The following is a 16,382-nucleotide window of genomic DNA, read 5'->3' on the forward strand; positions in this document are numbered from 1 at the left end:
TCCGTTCAGGGATACGACGTTTGTATTTTAAGAATCTGACTGCCTGACCCGACGCATTTTACCTCTCCCTATATTCATGCGTCCGGGACATAAACATAAATAAGGGCTATGAGATGAATTCGTTACAAATCTTGAGTTTTGTCGGTTTTACGCTGCTGGTGGCGGTCATCACCTGGTGGAAGGTCCGCAAAACAGATACCGGATCGCAACAAGGCTATTTTCTTGCCGGACGTTCACTAAAAGCGCCGGTTATTGCCGCTTCGTTAATGTTAACCAACCTTTCCACGGAACAACTGGTTGGACTTTCCGGGCAGGCCTACAAAAGCGGCATGTCGGTGATGGGCTGGGAAGTCACTTCTGCGGTGACGCTGATCTTCCTCGCGCTAATCTTTTTACCGCGCTATCTGAAGCGTGGCATTGCCACCATCCCCGATTTCCTGGAGGAACGTTATGATAAAACGACGCGTATTATCATCGACTTCTGCTTCCTCATTGCCACCGGTGTCTGCTTTCTGCCGATTGTTCTCTACTCCGGCGCGTTGGCGCTCAACAGCCTGTTTCACGTCGGGGAATCGTTACAAATTTCCCACGGCGCAGCGATCTGGCTACTGGTTATTTTGCTTGGCCTGGCGGGAATTTTGTATGCGGTGATCGGCGGACTGCGCGCAATGGCAGTGGCGGACTCCATTAACGGTATTGGGCTGGTTATTGGCGGGTTGATGGTGCCGATATTTGGCCTGATCGCGATGGGCAAGGGCAGCTTTATGCAGGGCATTGAGCAACTCACCACCGTTCACGCCGAGAAATTAAACTCAGTCGGTGGCCCGACCGATCCCTTGCCGATTGGCGCGGCATTTACCGGTTTGATTCTGGTGAACACCTTTTACTGGTGTACAAATCAGGGCATCGTGCAACGCACGCTGGCGTCAAAAAGCCTGGCGGAAGGGCAAAAGGGGGCGCTGTTAACGGCGGTGCTGAAAATGCTCGACCCGCTGGTACTGGTGCTGCCAGGGTTGATTGCGTTTCATCTGTATCAGGATTTACCTAAAGCCGACATGGCCTACCCGACGCTGGTCAATAACGTTCTGCCAGTGCCACTGGTGGGTTTCTTCGGCGCGGTGTTATTTGGTGCGGTGATCAGTACCTTCAACGGCTTTCTGAATAGCGCCAGTACGTTGTTCAGTATGGGTATTTACCGGCGCATCATTAACCAGAATGCCGAGCCGCAACAGCTGGTCACCGTTGGGCGCAAATTTGGTTTCTTTATCGCCATCGTTTCGGTGCTGGTCGCGCCGTGGATCGCCAACGCGCCGCAGGGGCTGTATAGCTGGATGAAACAGCTCAACGGTATTTACAACGTGCCGCTGGTTACCATCATCATTATGGGCTTTTTCTTCCCGCGCATTCCGGCGCTGGCGGCAAAAGTGGCGATGGGGATTGGCATAATCAGCTACATCACCATCAACTATCTGGTGAAGTTCGACTTCCATTTCCTCTATGTGCTGGCCTGTACGTTCTGTATCAACGTGGTAGTGATGCTGGTGATCGGTTTTATCAAACCGCGCGCCACGCCGTTCACCTTCAAAGATGCGTTTGCGGTGGACATGAAACCGTGGAAAAACGTCAAGATCGCGTCAATTGGTATCCTGTTCGCGATGATTGGCGTCTATGCCGGGCTGGCTGAATTCGGCGGCTACGGTACGCGCTGGTTAGCGATGATCAGTTATTTCATCGCTGCCGTAGTGATTGTCTACCTGATTTTTGACAGCTGGCGGCATCGTCACGACCCAGCCGTAACCTTTACTCCCGACGCGAAGGATAGCCTATGAAACGCCCCAATTTTCTGTTCATCATGACCGATACCCAGGCCACCAATATGGTCGGTTGCTATAGCGGTAAGCCGCTGAATACGCAAAATATTGATAGTCTGGCGGCGGAAAGTATTCGCTTTAATTCCGCCTATACCTGTTCACCGGTTTGTACACCAGCGCGCGCCGGGCTGTTTACCGGTATCTACGCTAACCAGTCCGGCCCGTGGACCAATAACGTCGCGCCGGGCAAAAACATCTCCACTATGGGACGCTACTTTAAGGATGCGGGCTATCACACCTGTTACATTGGCAAATGGCATCTCGACGGTCATGACTATTTCGGCACTGGCGAGTGTCCGCCGGAGTGGGACGCTGATTACTGGTTCGATGGGGCGAACTACCTTAGCGAACTGACGGAAAAAGAGATCAGCCTGTGGCGCAATGGCCTAAACAGTGTTGAGGATTTACAGGCGAACCAGATCGACGAAACCTTCACCTGGGCGCACCGCATCAGCAATCGGGCGGTAGATTTTCTGCAACAGCCCGCGCGCGCCGAGGAACCCTTCCTGATGGTGGTTTCGTATGATGAGCCGCATCACCCGTTCACTTGTCCGGTTGAGTATTTAGAGAAATACGCTGATTTTTACTACGAACTTGGCGAGAAATCACAGGATGACCTGGCGAACAAACCGGAACATCACCGCTTATGGGCGCAGGCAATGCCATCGCCAGTCGGTGATGACGGGCTTTATCACCATCCGCTCTATTTTGCCTGCAATGACTTTGTTGATGACCAAATTGGACGGGTCATCAACGCATTAACGCCAGAGCAGCGTGAAAGTACGTGGGTCATTTATACCTCCGATCACGGCGAAATGATGGGCGCACATAAGCTGATCAGTAAAGGAGCCGCGATGTATGACGACATCACCCGTATTCCGCTGATCATCCGTTCACCGCAAGGGGAGCGGCGACAGGTCGATACACCTGTCAGCCATATTGACTTACTGCCGACAATGATGGCGCTGGCAGATATTGAAAAACCAGACATTCTGCCAGGGGAAAATATCCTTGCTGTAAAAGAGCCGCGTGGCGTGATGGTGGAATTTAACCGTTATGAGATTGAGCATGACAGCTTTGGCGGTTTTATTCCGGTGCGTTGCTGGGTGACGGATGATTTTAAACTGGTGCTAAACCTCTTCACCAGTGATGAACTTTACGATCGCCGTAACGACCCAAATGAAATGCATAACCTGATCGATGATATCCGTTTTGCCGACGTTCGCAGCAAAATGCATGACGCCTTGCTGGATTACATGGACAAAATTCGCGATCCGTTCCGCAGTTACCAATGGAGTCTGCGTCCGTGGCGTAAAGATGCGCAACCGCGCTGGATGGGGGCGTTCCGTCCACGCCCACATGATGGCTATTCGCCGGTAGTACGCGACTATGACACCGGCCTGCCAACACAAGGGGTGAAGGTGGAAGAGAAAAAACAGAAGTTTTGACGACAATGCCCGTTGGCGATAACCCAGCGGGCAAAATATTCAGGCTGCTTAAACCAGTGAACTGCCGGTCAGGAAAGAAAAAATCAGGAATATCAGCAGAAGGCTGCAGATGATGCCGATGCCAAAAAGTAAGGTATGGAAAGCCAGCGTCCCGCCGCCAAAAACCAGAGCGCCGCGAATGCCCCAGCGATTTTCCTTACGCATACCGCCAATAAATGCGCAAAGTAGCGCGGCAATGGCCAGTGCGATTCCACCTTGATCGAGGATTTTATCGACATCTACATCCTCTTTTTTCTCCACGGTGGTAATTTTTTCGCCTTTTATTCCGGCGAGAAGACCTCTTTTAATTTCAGCCGTTTTGTCCGCCACGATGCTTTCAAGCGTTGGCGGTGGTGCGGAAAAAGGGCCGAATGAAAAGTGGATAATCCCCATCATTAAAGCGATGGCACCGAACAGCATGCCCAATGAACTGATTTTATTTTGCGCTATGATACCCATCTGACCTCCTTGTAGCGGATGGCAAAAGCATATCAGGAAACGGGCGGACGAAATTCTTAAAAAAACCGCTAAAGGTAGAGCGTTAGTGAAATTGCAAAGGAGCAACAATGAAAATTTCCCGCCTCGGAGAAGCGCCCGATTACCGCTTCTCGCTGGCTAATGAGCGTACTTTTTTGGCGTGGATCCGTACTGCACTAGGATTTCTGGCGGCGGGGGTTGGGCTTGATCAACTTGCGCCAGATTTCGCCACGCCCGTCATTCGCGAACTGCTGGCGTTGTTGTTGTGTCTGTTTTCCGGCGGGTTAGCGATGTATGGCTACTTGCGCTGGTTACGCAATGAAAAAGCGATGCGTCTGAAAGAGGACCTGCCCTATACCAACAGCTTATTAATCATCAGCTTAATATTGATGGTTGTGGCGGTGATCGTTATGGGACTGGTGTTGTATGCCGGATAGCCGCAAAGCCAGACGCATTGCCGACCCAGGGCTGCAGCCGGAGCGTACATCACTGGCGTGGTTTCGTACCATGCTGGGCTACGGCGCGTTGATGGCGTTGGCTATCAAACACAACTGGCACCAGGCGGGCATGTTATTCTGGATTTCGATTGGCATCCTCGCCATCGTGGCGTTGATCCTCTGGCACTACACCCGTAATCGCAATTTAATGGATGTCACGAATAGCGATTTTTCTCAATTTCACGTAGTCCGTGACAAATTTTTGATCTCCCTCGCGGTGTTATCTCTCGCAATACTGTTTGCTGTAACGCATATACATCAACTTATCGTATTTATTGAGAGAGTCGCATGACAGGAAGTCAGGTCATTGATGCTGAAGAGGACAGGCATAAACTGGTTGTAGAGTATAAGGATGCTCTGCAACCTGCCGATTTTTATTACAATTTCAAACAGCGGGGCATCCGCTCCGTACAGCTTATTCCCCATCTTGAATTTGATGACCGGGGCGATCTGACGGCCGCTTCGGTGACAGCAGAGCTGTGGGGGAAATTTTTAATTGCCCTGTTCGAGTGTTGGGTACGGGCAGATATCAGTCGTATCTCGATTGAGCTTTTTGACGCCACCCTACAAAAATGGTGTGGCAGCGAAAACCCGCAACCGGGCCGTGGCTGCCAGGCGTGCGACTGGCATCGGCTGTGCCCGCACGCTCGGGAGGAGACGCCAGACAACGTGCTTTGTGCGGGCTATCAGGCGTTTTATTCTTACTCCGCGCCGCATATGCGGGTGATGCGTGATCTGATAAAGCAGCATCGTTCTCCCATGGAGCTGATGACGATGCTGCGGTGACGTGAGCTTAAACGGGCTGCCCCTGATGCGACATCCGCGTCGCCAGCGGTAGCCAGCACAGCACGATCAACAATCCCATTAAGGTCATCAACAACCCCAGGCTGCCCTGACCGGTTTGCGGCAACATCGCAGAGAGCGACGCAAGCACGCCGGAACCAATGTTTTGCAGACCGCCGACCAGCGCGCCAGCCGTGCCCGCCAGGAAGGGGAACGGTTCCATTGCGCCGCTGGTAGCCAGCGGAAACAGCATCCCGGCACCGAAAAAGAACAGCGCGGCGGGAACGAGCAGCGTCCAGACATTCATCACGCCAAACCAGTCGGGGATCCACATCAGCAAGCCAGCCAGCAGGCAGCAGATAACCGACTGCCACATCAACGTTGAGAAGCGTTTATTAGGACGTCCGGCAAACCATGCCCCAAAAAATGCCGCCGGAATCGGCAGAATAAACAAAATACTGACCGTCATACTGCTCAGCCCTAATACCGCACCCATCAGCACGCCGGAGCAGGCTTCAAAGGCGGCAATCCCGGCCAGACCGCCAATCAGCATCAGCAAATAACAGTTAAAACCGCTGTTACCGAAAAGTGTTTTATAACTGGTAAGCAGGCGCGTGCGCGGTGCATCTACCGGACGCGTTTCCGGCATCCAGCGCGCCATACTGAAGGTCACACCGGCACAAAGTACCAACAGGAAGAGATAACAGGCGCGCCAGTTCCACATCGTATCCAGCAGACCGCCGATTAACGGTGCGAGCAACGGACTGACGAGAATTCCCATGTTTAACAGGCTGTTAGCGTGACGCAACTGTGTCCGTTCATATAAATCACGCGGCAATGTACGCGCCATCACGCCGCCTACGCCGGTGCCCATCCCCTGCATCGCGCTGGCGGCAATCAACACCGTCAAACTGGAGGTCGTGACCGCGACCAGCGTTGCCAGCATAAAAATGGACATTCCGACGAGGATCACCGGTCGGCGACCCACACGGTCGGATATCGGGCCATAAAACAGTTGCGAGACACCGTAAGTCAGCAGATAAGCGCCCATTACGCTTTGCACCGCCCCTTCACGAACGTTGAGATCGCGCGCCATATCGGCAATAGCTGGAATATAAATGGTTTGCGCCATCTGACCGACGGCCACGAGTAATACCAACATCAATAACAAATTGACGTTTCTATGCCTTTTCATTATCACGGATGCTTTTATAAAAATAATTAGAATAAGTCACTACGCATTCCCATAAATGCGGGAGAGGAATCTATCACATTGATGAATGTTAGCCAGATATACGCCAGGAATGGGGAATTGTTTAGCGGCAGAATATGTAAACAAAAGCGGCAATAAATGTTGCCGGGAGGGATGGTAGGTCGGATAAGATGCGTCAGCATCGCATCCGACACCAACCCACACGCTAAATATAAAAGGGGAGCGGTTACCCGCTCCCCTTTGGTGCGACTTGAATCTGAATTACTTCAGGTATTTCAGAACAGCATCAAGCAGTTGCAGTGCTGCAACAATGAGTTTGAGGATAAGAATGGCGATATCCACCAGGCTCATACGCGTCTCCTGTGGTTCAGGAGCACTGCCAGCTGACGTACCTTTCCGCTGCCTGTTGCCAGCTGTTGTGCACGCGGTATCTCAAGGAGAAACGTTGTGCTGTTGACATAACACAGTGTGCTCTCGCGGGGTTAAGGCGCTGACGGCACCACCCGTTTCAGCCAGGACTTAGTGCGCCGGGTAACGATGCGGCCCCCGCATAACACATTGCGTACAGTGATATTATAGAAGTTTACTGTATAAATAAACAGTAATATTTAGACAAAACGTAAACTGTGATCGATACTCCACTATGTACCAAATACGTCAAAATTCGTGCCGAAATTGCGCGTTCTGCGCGGAACACGTATACTTTCAGTGTTGACATAATACAGTGTGCTTTGCGGTTACCAGCCGCGGGCGGCTGACGAAACCTCGCTCCGGCGGGGTTTTTTATTGCCTGCTTTTCAGTACAAAACGTGATCAATCCCTCAATTTTCCCTTGATGAAAAATTTTCCATTGTCTCCCCTGTAAACCTGTGCTTGTATAAATATTGTTAAACACAAAACCAACAAGGTCCCCAATGACTACTTCCATGCTCAACGCAAAACTACTACCAACTGCGCCATCCGCCGCAGTGGTCGTCGTGCGTGTGGTGGTGGTCGTCGGCAATGCGCCGTAGGGACTGGAACAACACACGATTCCAAAACCCCGCCGGCGCAAACCGGGCGGGGTTTTTCGTTTAAGCACCTCCCGGAAAGTCGGCCCAGAAGAAAAGGACTGGAGCATGGCAAGTTCGGGCACATCATCGACACGTAAGCGCTTTACCGGCGCAGAATTTATCGTTCATTTCCTGGAACAGCAGGGCATTAAGATTGTGACGGGCATTCCGGGCGGTTCTATCCTGCCTGTTTACGATGCCTTGAGCCAAAGCACGCAAATCCGCCATATTCTGGCTCGCCATGAACAGGGCGCAGGGTTTATCGCTCAGGGAATGGCGCGTACCGACGGCAAACCGGCGGTCTGTATGGCCTGTAGCGGACCGGGTGCGACTAACCTGGTGACCGCCATTGCCGATGCGCGACTGGACTCCATCCCGCTGATTTGCATCACCGGCCAGGTCCCTGCCTCAATGATCGGCACTGATGCCTTCCAGGAAGTGGACACCTACGGCATCTCTATCCCCATCACTAAACACAACTATCTGGTCAGACATATCGAAGAACTCCCGCAGGTCATGAGCGATGCCTTCCGTATTGCGCAATCAGGCCGCCCTGGCCCGGTGTGGATAGACATTCCTAAGGATGTGCAAACGGCAGTTTTTGAGATTGAAGAACAGCCCGGTATGACAGAAAAAGCTGCCTCGCCTGCGTTTAGTGAAGAGAGTATTCGTGACGCAGCTGCAATGATTAACGCCGCCAAACGCCCGGTGCTCTATCTGGGCGGCGGTGTCATTAACGCGCCCGCGCGGGTGCGTGAACTGGCGGAGAAAGCGCAGCTGCCTACCACCATGACCTTAATGGCACTGGGCATGTTGCCAAAAGCGCATCCGTTGTCGCTGGGTATGTTGGGGATGCACGGTGTGCGCAGCACCAACTACATTTTGCAGGAGGCGGATTTGTTGATTGTGCTCGGTGCGCGTTTTGATGACCGGGCGATTGGCAAAACCGAGCAGTTCTGCCCGAATGCCAAAATTATTCATGTCGATATCGACCGTGCAGAGCTGGGCAAAATCAAGCAACCGCACGTAGCGATTCAGGCGGATGTTGATGACGTGCTGGCGCAGCTGATCCCACAGGTGGAAGCGCAACCGCGTGCAGAGTGGCACCAGTTGGTAGCCGATTTGCAGCGCGAATTCCCGTGTCCAATCCCGAAAGCGTGCGATCCGTTAAGCCATTACGGCCTGATCAACGCCGTTGCCGCCTGTGTCGATGACAACGCGATTATCACCACCGACGTGGGTCAGCATCAGATGTGGACGGCGCAGGCTTATCCGCTCAATCGCCCACGCCAGTGGCTGACCTCCGGCGGGCTGGGCACGATGGGCTTTGGCCTGCCTGCGGCGATTGGCGCGGCACTGGCGAATCCGGATCGCAAAGTATTGTGTTTCTCTGGCGACGGCAGCCTGATGATGAATATTCAGGAGATGGCGACCGCAAGCGAAAACCAATTGGATGTGAAAATCATTCTGATGAATAACGAAGCGCTGGGGCTGGTGCATCAGCAACAGAGTCTGTTCTACAAGCAGGGCGTTTTTGCCGCCACCTATCCGGGCAAAATCAACTTTATGCAGATTGCCGCCGGATTTGGCCTCGAAACCTGTGATTTAAATAACGAAGCCGACCCGCAGGCCGCATTGCAGGAAATTATTAATCGTCCTGGGCCAGCGCTGATCCATGTGCGCATTGATGCCGAAGAAAAAGTGTACCCGATGGTGCCGCCAGGTGCGGCGAATACTGAAATGGTGGGGGAATAAGCCATGCAAAACACAACTCATGACAACGTGATTCTGGAGCTCACCGTTCGCAACCATCCGGGCGTAATGACCCACGTTTGTGGTCTTTTTGCCCGTCGCGCTTTTAACGTTGAAGGCATTCTTTGTCTGCCGATTCAGGACAGCGACAAAAGCCACATCTGGCTACTGGTTAATGACGACCAGCGTCTGGAGCAGATGATAAGCCAAATCGACAAGCTGGAAGATGTGGTGAAAGTGCAGCGTAACCAGTCCGATCCGACGATGTTTAACAAGATTGCGGTGTTTTTTCAGTAAGGAGCGACATTAAACCGCTCGGGGGAGTTACTGATGAGCGATTTTTGATAGATCCGTTCAGATATATAGGGTGAAATTGTGCCAGAGACCATCTCAGGCACAATTTATTAGCCCAGGACGTTAATTTAAGTCGCTGCACCGATAATTTGGGGGTTAACAGTTAGGGCTAAAAATTTCCAGCGATGGTTTTAAATTCTGATTGCTGTCTATACCAGTGGTCATGACCAGCATTCTATTAATTAATGGTTCATCGTGAGGTATATTATGGCAAGCCCTATAAACAGCGGAACAATGATGTCAAATCCCTGCCCTTCCACCTTTTTGGATAAAAATAGAATTATTGCTGCTGAGCTTAATATCACAAATAACGAGAAAAAATATTCACCTGGCAGTAATTTCGCAAAATGGATGTTACAGGAAATAAAACGCTTAATAGCAAATATTATGTCCGGTTCTCGCAGTGTTAATACCGAAATCCTTAACTATTTTCACCCTATGCCAGGCACTGAAAATAATGGTAATCGTACCTGGATGGCGGCAACTGGAGAGAACGAATACACCGTAATTGAACAAACAGGTGGCAAATCCTTTAATGTTTTTCAGGTTGGTGCAGGTAAAAATAATATAAAAGAAATATTGGGGAATACATCATATTCTGGAGTGGCTGTAGCGACTATTATCAAATCGCTATCTGAAAAAACTGCTGCGTTAGAAACACATTCTGCTGACACGGTTTTGAGGAAAAAATTAGTTAATAGTATTGTTCTGATGAATGCGGATTGTAATTACGAAATGCCTGCAGAAATTTTGAGTAATACATATGATTTATTAAACCTGCGAATTCAAAAAGATGAGGGACATTTACCTGTTCAGGAAAAAATTGATATTGATGATGGTTATTTACACTCTATGACTATGGATGCTCATAGATGTATAAAAGAACAAACTAAACCAAGTGGCGCTGCAAAAATAACTTGCTGTGGTGTTGAGTTAAGTAAAGATATTCTTAAAATATTTGCAAGCAAAATTGAAATAATTGAAAAAGATCTAAGTTATAGTCAAAAGACACCTGAACAATTGGGTGCACAGGTATGCTTTAATGATGATGATTGTGCTCGGGTAAGAGAATTATTAAAACAATCAAACGGTAATATTACGGATGATAAGATTGATGAAATAATCGCTTGCTTAGCCAGTCCTCAGGGGATTACATGTTTTTATTATTCTTCCGCACAAGGCTATCAGACTCGCTTACAACATACATCTCAAGATGTTCGCGAGTTACTCTCAAAGAGTTTGGATGGTGCCACTTCATTGACATTGCATTTAAAAAAATCAGGAAATGCTTTTTTTGGGTCTGGAAAGTATCTTAATGAAATGGATTTTACTATGAATGGGTTTAGTCAGAAGATATATTTGATGGCGGTTGATAAAATTGAAAATGAAGTTAAGCTTCAGTGTGCTCGTTATTTTACTACCGGTAGGGTCGACAAAGAAAACTCCAAAATAGATAAAGTCGCTTTTACATTTTCCGCTGCCGCAACAACTTCTGATTTATGATTTTTGCCTGATAAATCGCGTTTATCATTAAGGTGAACGCGTATTCTTAAGCGTCTATGTGTAAACATTCATTTTTGAAAAATGAGCGATTTTTGATAGTGAATAAGTGGTGTTAGTGATGCAATTGCGTTGGGAAAATCGTTCGGAAAATAAGCTCCAGTATTATTGCGTTTTTCTTAACGAACTGGCACATGGAGGTCGCTTTATGACCAATTGTGGCGCTAATATTAATGCTTTGAATAATATCAAAGTTGTATTTATTAATATTGAGAAAAAACCATGAGGTTATTATGGGAACTTATAGCGTAACCACCAATCCTGTTAAACAGAGTGTTCTGTTTAACCAAAAGAAGCAAAATTTAAATAAGAGTATTAAGCGTGATCTTAATATGGATTTTTCTAACATTGACGTAATGAAAAAAAGTGGTGTGATTGACGATTGCCTAACAGTACCAACAGAACCCGTAAAGGTAAGCTTTAGAGAATCATTTGTAAATATATTAACTCACCTGTTGGAAATGTTGCATCTTTATCGTTATGAGGTTAATTCTAAATTCATCCCTTATTTTCATGTTACACCTGAATCTAAGGATTCGAATAATAAAATATGGATTGCTGTAACGGGTTTAAATAGTTATGTCAAAATTGAAGAGCTCGGTAGTGACAGATTTAAAGAAACCCAATTGTATCGTGAATTTCATAAGAAAAAAAATGGTGAAACTGAAAGTATAAAGCATGAGGACGTCAGGGAATTTTCAGGGTCTAACGCACAAGAGTTTTTGCAGCTCTTATCACAACATGATCAACAGGAAAGAGAACAAATCTCAGAATTAACAGTTGCTGCAAATGCTCTTAAGCTGGAAGTTGCTAAAAATAACTATAACATGAAATCCCCTTCTGATAGGCAAACCGAACGCCGAATGATAGAGCTTTTAAGGGAACAAAAAGATTTAATTCCAGAAAAGTATTTACATCAATCATCTATAAAAAACCTTAAGCTTCATGAGGATGAATTTAGCTCACTCCTGGCAGATGCAGAAAGACAAGTTCTGGAGGGAAGTTCATTTGTCTTATGTTGTGGTGAAAAAATAAACAGCACTATAAGTGAATTACTTCGCGAAAAAATGCAAGATTTAACACTTCGCACTAGATCTTTCACTCGCTCTGGATCTCCTTCTTGTGATGTTTATGAGGAAATATTCAAGAAAGTTATTTTCACCCCTGATGAATGTGATCTGGTGAGAGATTCGTTATATCAAGATGGTATAAAGCCAGAAAAAATAGCAAAAATCATTTCTTGTTTATCCAGTCGTACCGGGATTGGAAATTTGTTTTATGCCTGTTCACATGCATTTTATGTTGCTAATGATAATGTTGCACCTGATGTGCGTCGCGCCGCTGTAGCTGTTGGCGATACATTAAGTTATTGTCCGAGTTTTGTTGCTTTGAATGGTAGAAATAACCATCTTCATGCCGATTTCTCAGAATACGGGTTCACACAAACTCTTTATGTTTTAAGAGCAGTCATAAATAACGCGAATGACACCTTTGATATTGCTAATTATATCTATACCACTAAAGGCGAAAATATTATCCATAACGACGTTGAAGATGATTCTCCCTATGTACATTCCGATGAAAGTTATAGACACAAAGATGATTATTGGGCAAGGGATAATGATGTCCGCAATCTAAGGAGAAATTTCTCAGGCAATATTACGATTGCAACCTACAAATAATTCGCTTTTTCTCAATAACACGCACCAAACGCTTACCTTTCAGGTAAGCGTTTTGACGATAAGCCCAACATCATTAAGCCAATACATACCCCATATCCAACTTGAACAACATCGCGCTTATCGTTAAGGTATGCGCGTTTTTTATCCGCCAGGACCCAATCATGATCACCATTGCCCTTATAGACGATCACCTTATCGTCCGCTCCGGCTTTGCGCAGCTGCTGGGGCTGGAACCTGATTTGCAGGTAGTTGCCGAGTTTGGTTCGGGGCGCGAGGCACTGGCGGGGCTGCCGGGGCGCGGTGTGCATGTGTGTATTTGCGATATCTCCATGCCCGATATCTCCGGTCTGGAGCTGCTAAGCCAGCTGCCGAAAGGTATGGCGACAATTATGCTCTCCGTTCACGACAGTCCGGCACTGGTTGAGCAGGCACTTAACGCGGGGGCGCGCGGCTTTCTCTCCAAACGCTGTAGCCCGGATGAACTGATTGCTGCGGTGCATACGGTTGCTACGGGGGGATGTTATTTGACACCGGATATTGCCATTAAACTGGCATCCGGTCGCCAGGACCCGCTGACCAAACGTGAACGCCAGGTGGCGGAAAAACTGGCGCAAGGAATGGCGGTGAAAGAGATTGCCGCCGAACTGGGCTTGTCGCCGAAAACGGTACACGTCCATCGCGCCAACCTGATGGAAAAACTGGGCGTCAGTAACGACGTGGAACTGGCGCGCCGCATGTTTGATGGCTGGTGATGAAGACGTTGTTCTCCCGCTTAATTACTGTTATTGCCTGCTTTTTTATCTTCTCTGCCGCGTGGTTTTGCCTGTGGAGTATCAGCCTGCATCTGGTTGAGCGCCCTGATATGGCGGTGCTGTTATTTCCGTTTGGTCTGCGCCTGGGGCTAATGTTGCAATGCCCACGCGGATACTGGCCAGTGCTGCTGGGCGCGGAATGGCTGCTGATTTATTGGTTAACGCAGGCGGTTGGTTTAAGCCATTTCTCCTTATTGATGATCGGTAGTTTGCTGACGTTACTGCCCGTGGCGCTGATCTCACGCTATCGCCATCAACGCGACTGGCGCACCCTGCTGTTACAGGGGGCAGCGCTGACGGCGGCGGCGTTGTTGCAGTCGTTGCCCTGGCTTTGGTACGGCAAAGAGTCGTGGAATGCGCTGCTGTTAACTTTAACTGGCGGCCTGACGCTGGCCCCGATATGTCTGGTGTTCTGGCACTATCTCGCCAATAACACCTGGCTGCCGCTCGGTCCGTCATTGGTTTCTCAACCGATCAACTGGCGCGGGCGGCATCTGGTCTGGTACTTGCTGCTGTTTGTTATCAGTCTCTGGCTCCAGTTGGGATTGCCGGATGAACTGTCGCGCTTCACTCCCTTCTGCCTGGCGCTGCCGATTATCGCGCTGGCATGGCACTACGGCTGGCAAGGGGCGCTGATTGCGACGTTGATGAACGCCATCGCGCTGATCGCCAGTCAAACCTGGCGTGATCATCCGGTCGATTTATTGCTCTCACTGCTGGTGCAAAGTCTGACAGGGTTGTTACTTGGCGCTGGCATACAGCGCTTGCGTGAACTTAACCAGTCGCTACAAAAGGAACTGGCGCGCAATCAGCATCTGGCTGAACGTTTGCTGGAAACCGAAGAGAGTGTGCGTCGTGATGTGGCGCGTGAATTACACGATGATATCGGTCAGACCATCACCGCCATTCGTACGCAAGCGGGCATTGTCCAGCGGCTCGCGGCGGATAACTCCCGCGTGAAACAGAGCGGGCAGCTCATCGAACAGTTATCCCTGGGCGTTTACGACGCGGTGCGCCGCTTGTTAGGGCGGTTACGTCCGCGCCAGCTGGATGATCTCACTCTGGAGCAGGCCATCCGCTCACTGATGCGGGAAATGGAGCTGGAAGGGCGCGGTATTGTCAGCCATCTCGAATGGCGAATCGATGAATCAGCGTTAAGCGAAAACCAGCGCGTGACGCTGTTTCGCGTCTGCCAGGAAGGGTTGAACAACATTGTGAAACATGCCGATGCCAGTGCGGTCACCCTGCAAGGCTGGCAGCAGGATGAACGGTTGATGCTGGTAATTGAAGACGATGGCAGCGGTTTGCCGCCGGGTTCCGGGCAACAAGGTTTTGGCCTCACCGGAATGCGCGAGCGCGTAACGGCGCTGGGCGGCACCTTGACCATCTCCTGTTTGCACGGCACGCGTGTCAGTGTTTCTCTACCTCAACGTTATGTCTAAGGCTTGATGATGTTGCCGTTTCTGAAAGCGCCAGCTGACGCGCCGTTGATTAGCGATAAACAAGAAATTGATGCCCGTTACCGTTACTGGCGTCGCCATATTCTGCTGACCATCTGGCTGGGTTACGCACTGTTTTACTTTACGCGTAAAAGTTTTAACGCCGCCGTACCAGAAATTCTTGCCAACGGTGTGCTCAGCCGTAGCGATATCGGCCTGTTAGCAACTCTGTTTTACATTACCTACGGCGTGTCGAAGTTTGTCTCCGGCATTGTCAGCGACCGCTCAAATGCCCGGTATTTTATGGGGATTGGGCTTATCGCCACGGGCATCATCAACATTCTGTTTGGCTTCTCGACGTCGCTATGGGCGTTTGCCATGCTATGGGGGCTGAACGCCTTTTTCCAGGGCTGGGGTTCACCGGTGTGTGCGCGTCTGTTAACCACCTGGTATTCACGTACTGAGCGCGGGGGGTGGTGGGCATTATGGAACACGGCGCATAACGTCGGCGGCGCACTCATTCCCATTGTGATGGCAGCGAGCGCGCTGCATTACGGCTGGCGTGCCGGGATGATGATTGCCGGTTGTATGGCGATAGTCGTGGGGATTATTCTCTGCTGGCGGCTGCGCGATCGCCCGCAGGCGTTAGGTTTACCAGCGGTCGGCGAATGGCGACACGACGCGCTGGAAATCGCTCAACAACAAGAAGGGGCAGGGCTGACACGTAAAGAGATCCTCACCAAATATGTGTTGCTGAATCCGTATATCTGGCTGCTTTCGTTTTGCTATGTGCTGGTCTATGTGGTCCGGGCGGCGATCAACGACTGGGGCAATTTGTATATGTCCGAGACGCTGGGCGTCGATCTGGTCACGGCGAATACGGCAGTGACAATGTTTGAACTGGGCGGATTTATCGGTGCGCTGGTAGCGGGTTGGGGCTCGGACAAACTCTTTAACGGCAACCGCGGGCCGATGAATTTAATTTTCGCCGCCGGGATTTTGCTGTCCGTCGGCTCGCTGTGGCTGATGCCATTTGCCAGCTACGTGATGCAGGCAAGCTGCTTCTTCACCATTGGTTTTTTTGTCTTTGGCCCGCAGATGTTAATCGGCATGGCGGCAGCAGAGTGTTCCCACAAGGAGGCGGCAGGGGCGGCAACGGGGTTTGTCGGCTTGTTTGCTTATCTGGGGGCGTCGCTTGCTGGTTGGCCGCTGGCGAAAGTACTCGATACCTGGCACTGGAGCGGTTTTTTTGTGGTTATCGCCATTGCCGCCGGGATTTCCGCACTGCTGTTACTGCCCTTTTTGAATGCCCAGACACCGCGCGAAGCGTGATGCATCTCACTTTTTCACTTCATATCCGGCAAAACTAAGAAATTTTCCAGGTTTTGCCTGGACGCTATCTC

General features: G+C 49.8%; 17 protein-coding genes. 14 read left to right on the forward strand and 3 right to left on the reverse strand.

Annotated features, from left to right (window positions below):
* Positions 1 to 113: 113 nt before the first annotated feature.
* Both yidK and yidJ read left to right on the forward strand, forming a co-directional pair.
* Positions 114 to 1,829 carry a solute:sodium symporter family transporter gene (yidK, locus tag AABJ99_RS00115; protein ID WP_001604219.1) on the forward strand — a complete coding sequence of 572 codons (1,716 nt, stop codon included), beginning with the start codon at positions 114 to 116 and terminating at the stop codon, positions 1,827 to 1,829.
* Positions 1,826 to 3,319: a sulfatase-like hydrolase/transferase gene (yidJ, locus tag AABJ99_RS00120; protein ID WP_039020313.1), complete on the forward strand. Its 1,494-nt coding sequence runs from the start codon at positions 1,826 to 1,828 to the stop codon at positions 3,317 to 3,319. Before yidK ends, yidJ begins: the two co-directional genes overlap by 4 nt.
* Before the next feature lie 48 nt (positions 3,320 to 3,367).
* On the opposite strand, the gene yidI is transcribed toward yidJ, so the two are convergent.
* Positions 3,368 to 3,817, reverse strand: coding sequence for a protein YidI (gene yidI, locus AABJ99_RS00125; protein ID WP_039020312.1), 450 nt, complete (start codon positions 3,815 to 3,817; stop codon positions 3,368 to 3,370).
* Between the two features lie 107 nt (positions 3,818 to 3,924).
* On the opposite strand from yidI, the gene yidH reads away from it, so the two are divergent.
* Genes yidH through yidF form a run of 3 tightly spaced genes read left to right on the forward strand, consistent with a single transcriptional unit; the run spans position 3,925 to position 5,118 of the window.
* Entirely contained in the window at positions 3,925 to 4,272 is a 348-nt protein-coding gene (gene yidH, locus AABJ99_RS00130; protein ID WP_000703959.1) for a YidH family protein, read from the forward strand.
* On the forward strand, positions 4,262 to 4,624 hold the full coding sequence (gene yidG / locus AABJ99_RS00135; RefSeq protein ID WP_001113432.1) for a DUF202 domain-containing protein: 363 nt from the start codon (positions 4,262 to 4,264) through the stop codon (positions 4,622 to 4,624). The genes yidH and yidG overlap by 11 nt, the downstream gene beginning before the upstream one ends.
* The gene (gene yidF, locus AABJ99_RS00140; RefSeq protein WP_000148071.1) at positions 4,621 to 5,118 is read left to right on the forward strand and encodes a radical SAM protein; all 498 of its coding nucleotides are present in this window, start codon (positions 4,621 to 4,623) and stop codon (positions 5,116 to 5,118) included. Before yidG ends, yidF begins: the two co-directional genes overlap by 4 nt.
* Before the next feature lie 7 nt (positions 5,119 to 5,125).
* Here yidF and emrD read toward each other — a convergent pair whose 3' ends face one another.
* A complete protein-coding gene (gene emrD, locus AABJ99_RS00145) occupies positions 5,126 to 6,310 on the reverse strand; it encodes a multidrug efflux MFS transporter EmrD (protein ID WP_001306726.1) in 1,185 nt (394 codons plus the stop codon).
* Positions 6,311 to 6,391: 81 nt separating this feature from the next.
* Here emrD and ysdE point away from each other — a divergent pair, with 81 nt between their 5' ends.
* Positions 6,392 to 6,466 (forward strand): protein YsdE, encoded by a 75-nt coding sequence (gene ysdE / locus AABJ99_RS00150; protein ID WP_211180519.1) that lies wholly within the window; start codon positions 6,392 to 6,394, stop codon positions 6,464 to 6,466.
* 123 nt (positions 6,467 to 6,589) lie between these two features.
* On the opposite strand, the gene tisB is transcribed toward ysdE, so the two are convergent.
* A complete protein-coding gene (tisB, locus tag AABJ99_RS00155) occupies positions 6,590 to 6,679 on the reverse strand; it encodes a type I toxin-antitoxin system toxin TisB (RefSeq protein ID WP_000060506.1) in 90 nt (29 codons plus the stop codon).
* 563 nt (positions 6,680 to 7,242) lie between these two features.
* On the opposite strand from tisB, the gene ivbL reads away from it, so the two are divergent.
* The 8 genes from ivbL (at position 7,243) to uhpC (ending at position 16,311) form a co-directional block, all read left to right on the forward strand.
* Entirely contained in the window at positions 7,243 to 7,341 is a 99-nt protein-coding gene (ivbL, locus tag AABJ99_RS00160) for an ilvB operon leader peptide IvbL (protein ID WP_001300753.1), read from the forward strand.
* 105 nt (positions 7,342 to 7,446) lie between these two features.
* A complete protein-coding gene (gene ilvB / locus AABJ99_RS00165) occupies positions 7,447 to 9,135 on the forward strand; it encodes an acetolactate synthase large subunit (RefSeq protein WP_039020311.1) in 1,689 nt (562 codons plus the stop codon).
* A 3-nt stretch (positions 9,136 to 9,138) separates the two neighbouring features.
* Positions 9,139 to 9,429: an acetolactate synthase small subunit gene (ilvN, locus tag AABJ99_RS00170; protein ID WP_001181706.1), complete on the forward strand. Its 291-nt coding sequence runs from the start codon at positions 9,139 to 9,141 to the stop codon at positions 9,427 to 9,429.
* A gap of 1,077 nt (positions 9,430 to 10,506) precedes the next feature.
* Positions 10,507 to 10,989 carry a hypothetical protein gene (locus tag AABJ99_RS00175; RefSeq protein WP_039020338.1) on the forward strand — a complete coding sequence of 161 codons (483 nt, stop codon included), beginning with the start codon at positions 10,507 to 10,509 and terminating at the stop codon, positions 10,987 to 10,989.
* A gap of 413 nt (positions 10,990 to 11,402) precedes the next feature.
* On the forward strand, positions 11,403 to 12,728 hold the full coding sequence (locus AABJ99_RS00180) for a hypothetical protein (RefSeq protein ID WP_338387576.1): 1,326 nt from the start codon (positions 11,403 to 11,405) through the stop codon (positions 12,726 to 12,728).
* A gap of 161 nt (positions 12,729 to 12,889) precedes the next feature.
* The gene (gene uhpA, locus AABJ99_RS00185; RefSeq protein ID WP_000628120.1) at positions 12,890 to 13,480 is read left to right on the forward strand and encodes a transcriptional regulator UhpA; all 591 of its coding nucleotides are present in this window, start codon (positions 12,890 to 12,892) and stop codon (positions 13,478 to 13,480) included.
* Positions 13,480 to 14,982 carry a signal transduction histidine-protein kinase/phosphatase UhpB gene (gene uhpB, locus AABJ99_RS00190; protein ID WP_039020310.1) on the forward strand — a complete coding sequence of 501 codons (1,503 nt, stop codon included), beginning with the start codon at positions 13,480 to 13,482 and terminating at the stop codon, positions 14,980 to 14,982. The genes uhpA and uhpB overlap by 1 nt, the downstream gene beginning before the upstream one ends.
* Positions 14,983 to 14,991: 9 nt before the next feature.
* Positions 14,992 to 16,311, forward strand: a complete 1,320-nt coding sequence (uhpC, locus tag AABJ99_RS00195; protein WP_024211947.1) for an MFS transporter family glucose-6-phosphate receptor UhpC — start codon at positions 14,992 to 14,994, stop codon at positions 16,309 to 16,311.
* The last annotated feature ends 71 nt before the right edge of the window (positions 16,312 to 16,382 follow it).

The organism is Escherichia coli (genome assembly GCF_036503815.1).
Taxonomy (GTDB): Bacteria; Pseudomonadota; Gammaproteobacteria; order Enterobacterales; family Enterobacteriaceae; genus Escherichia; species Escherichia coli_F.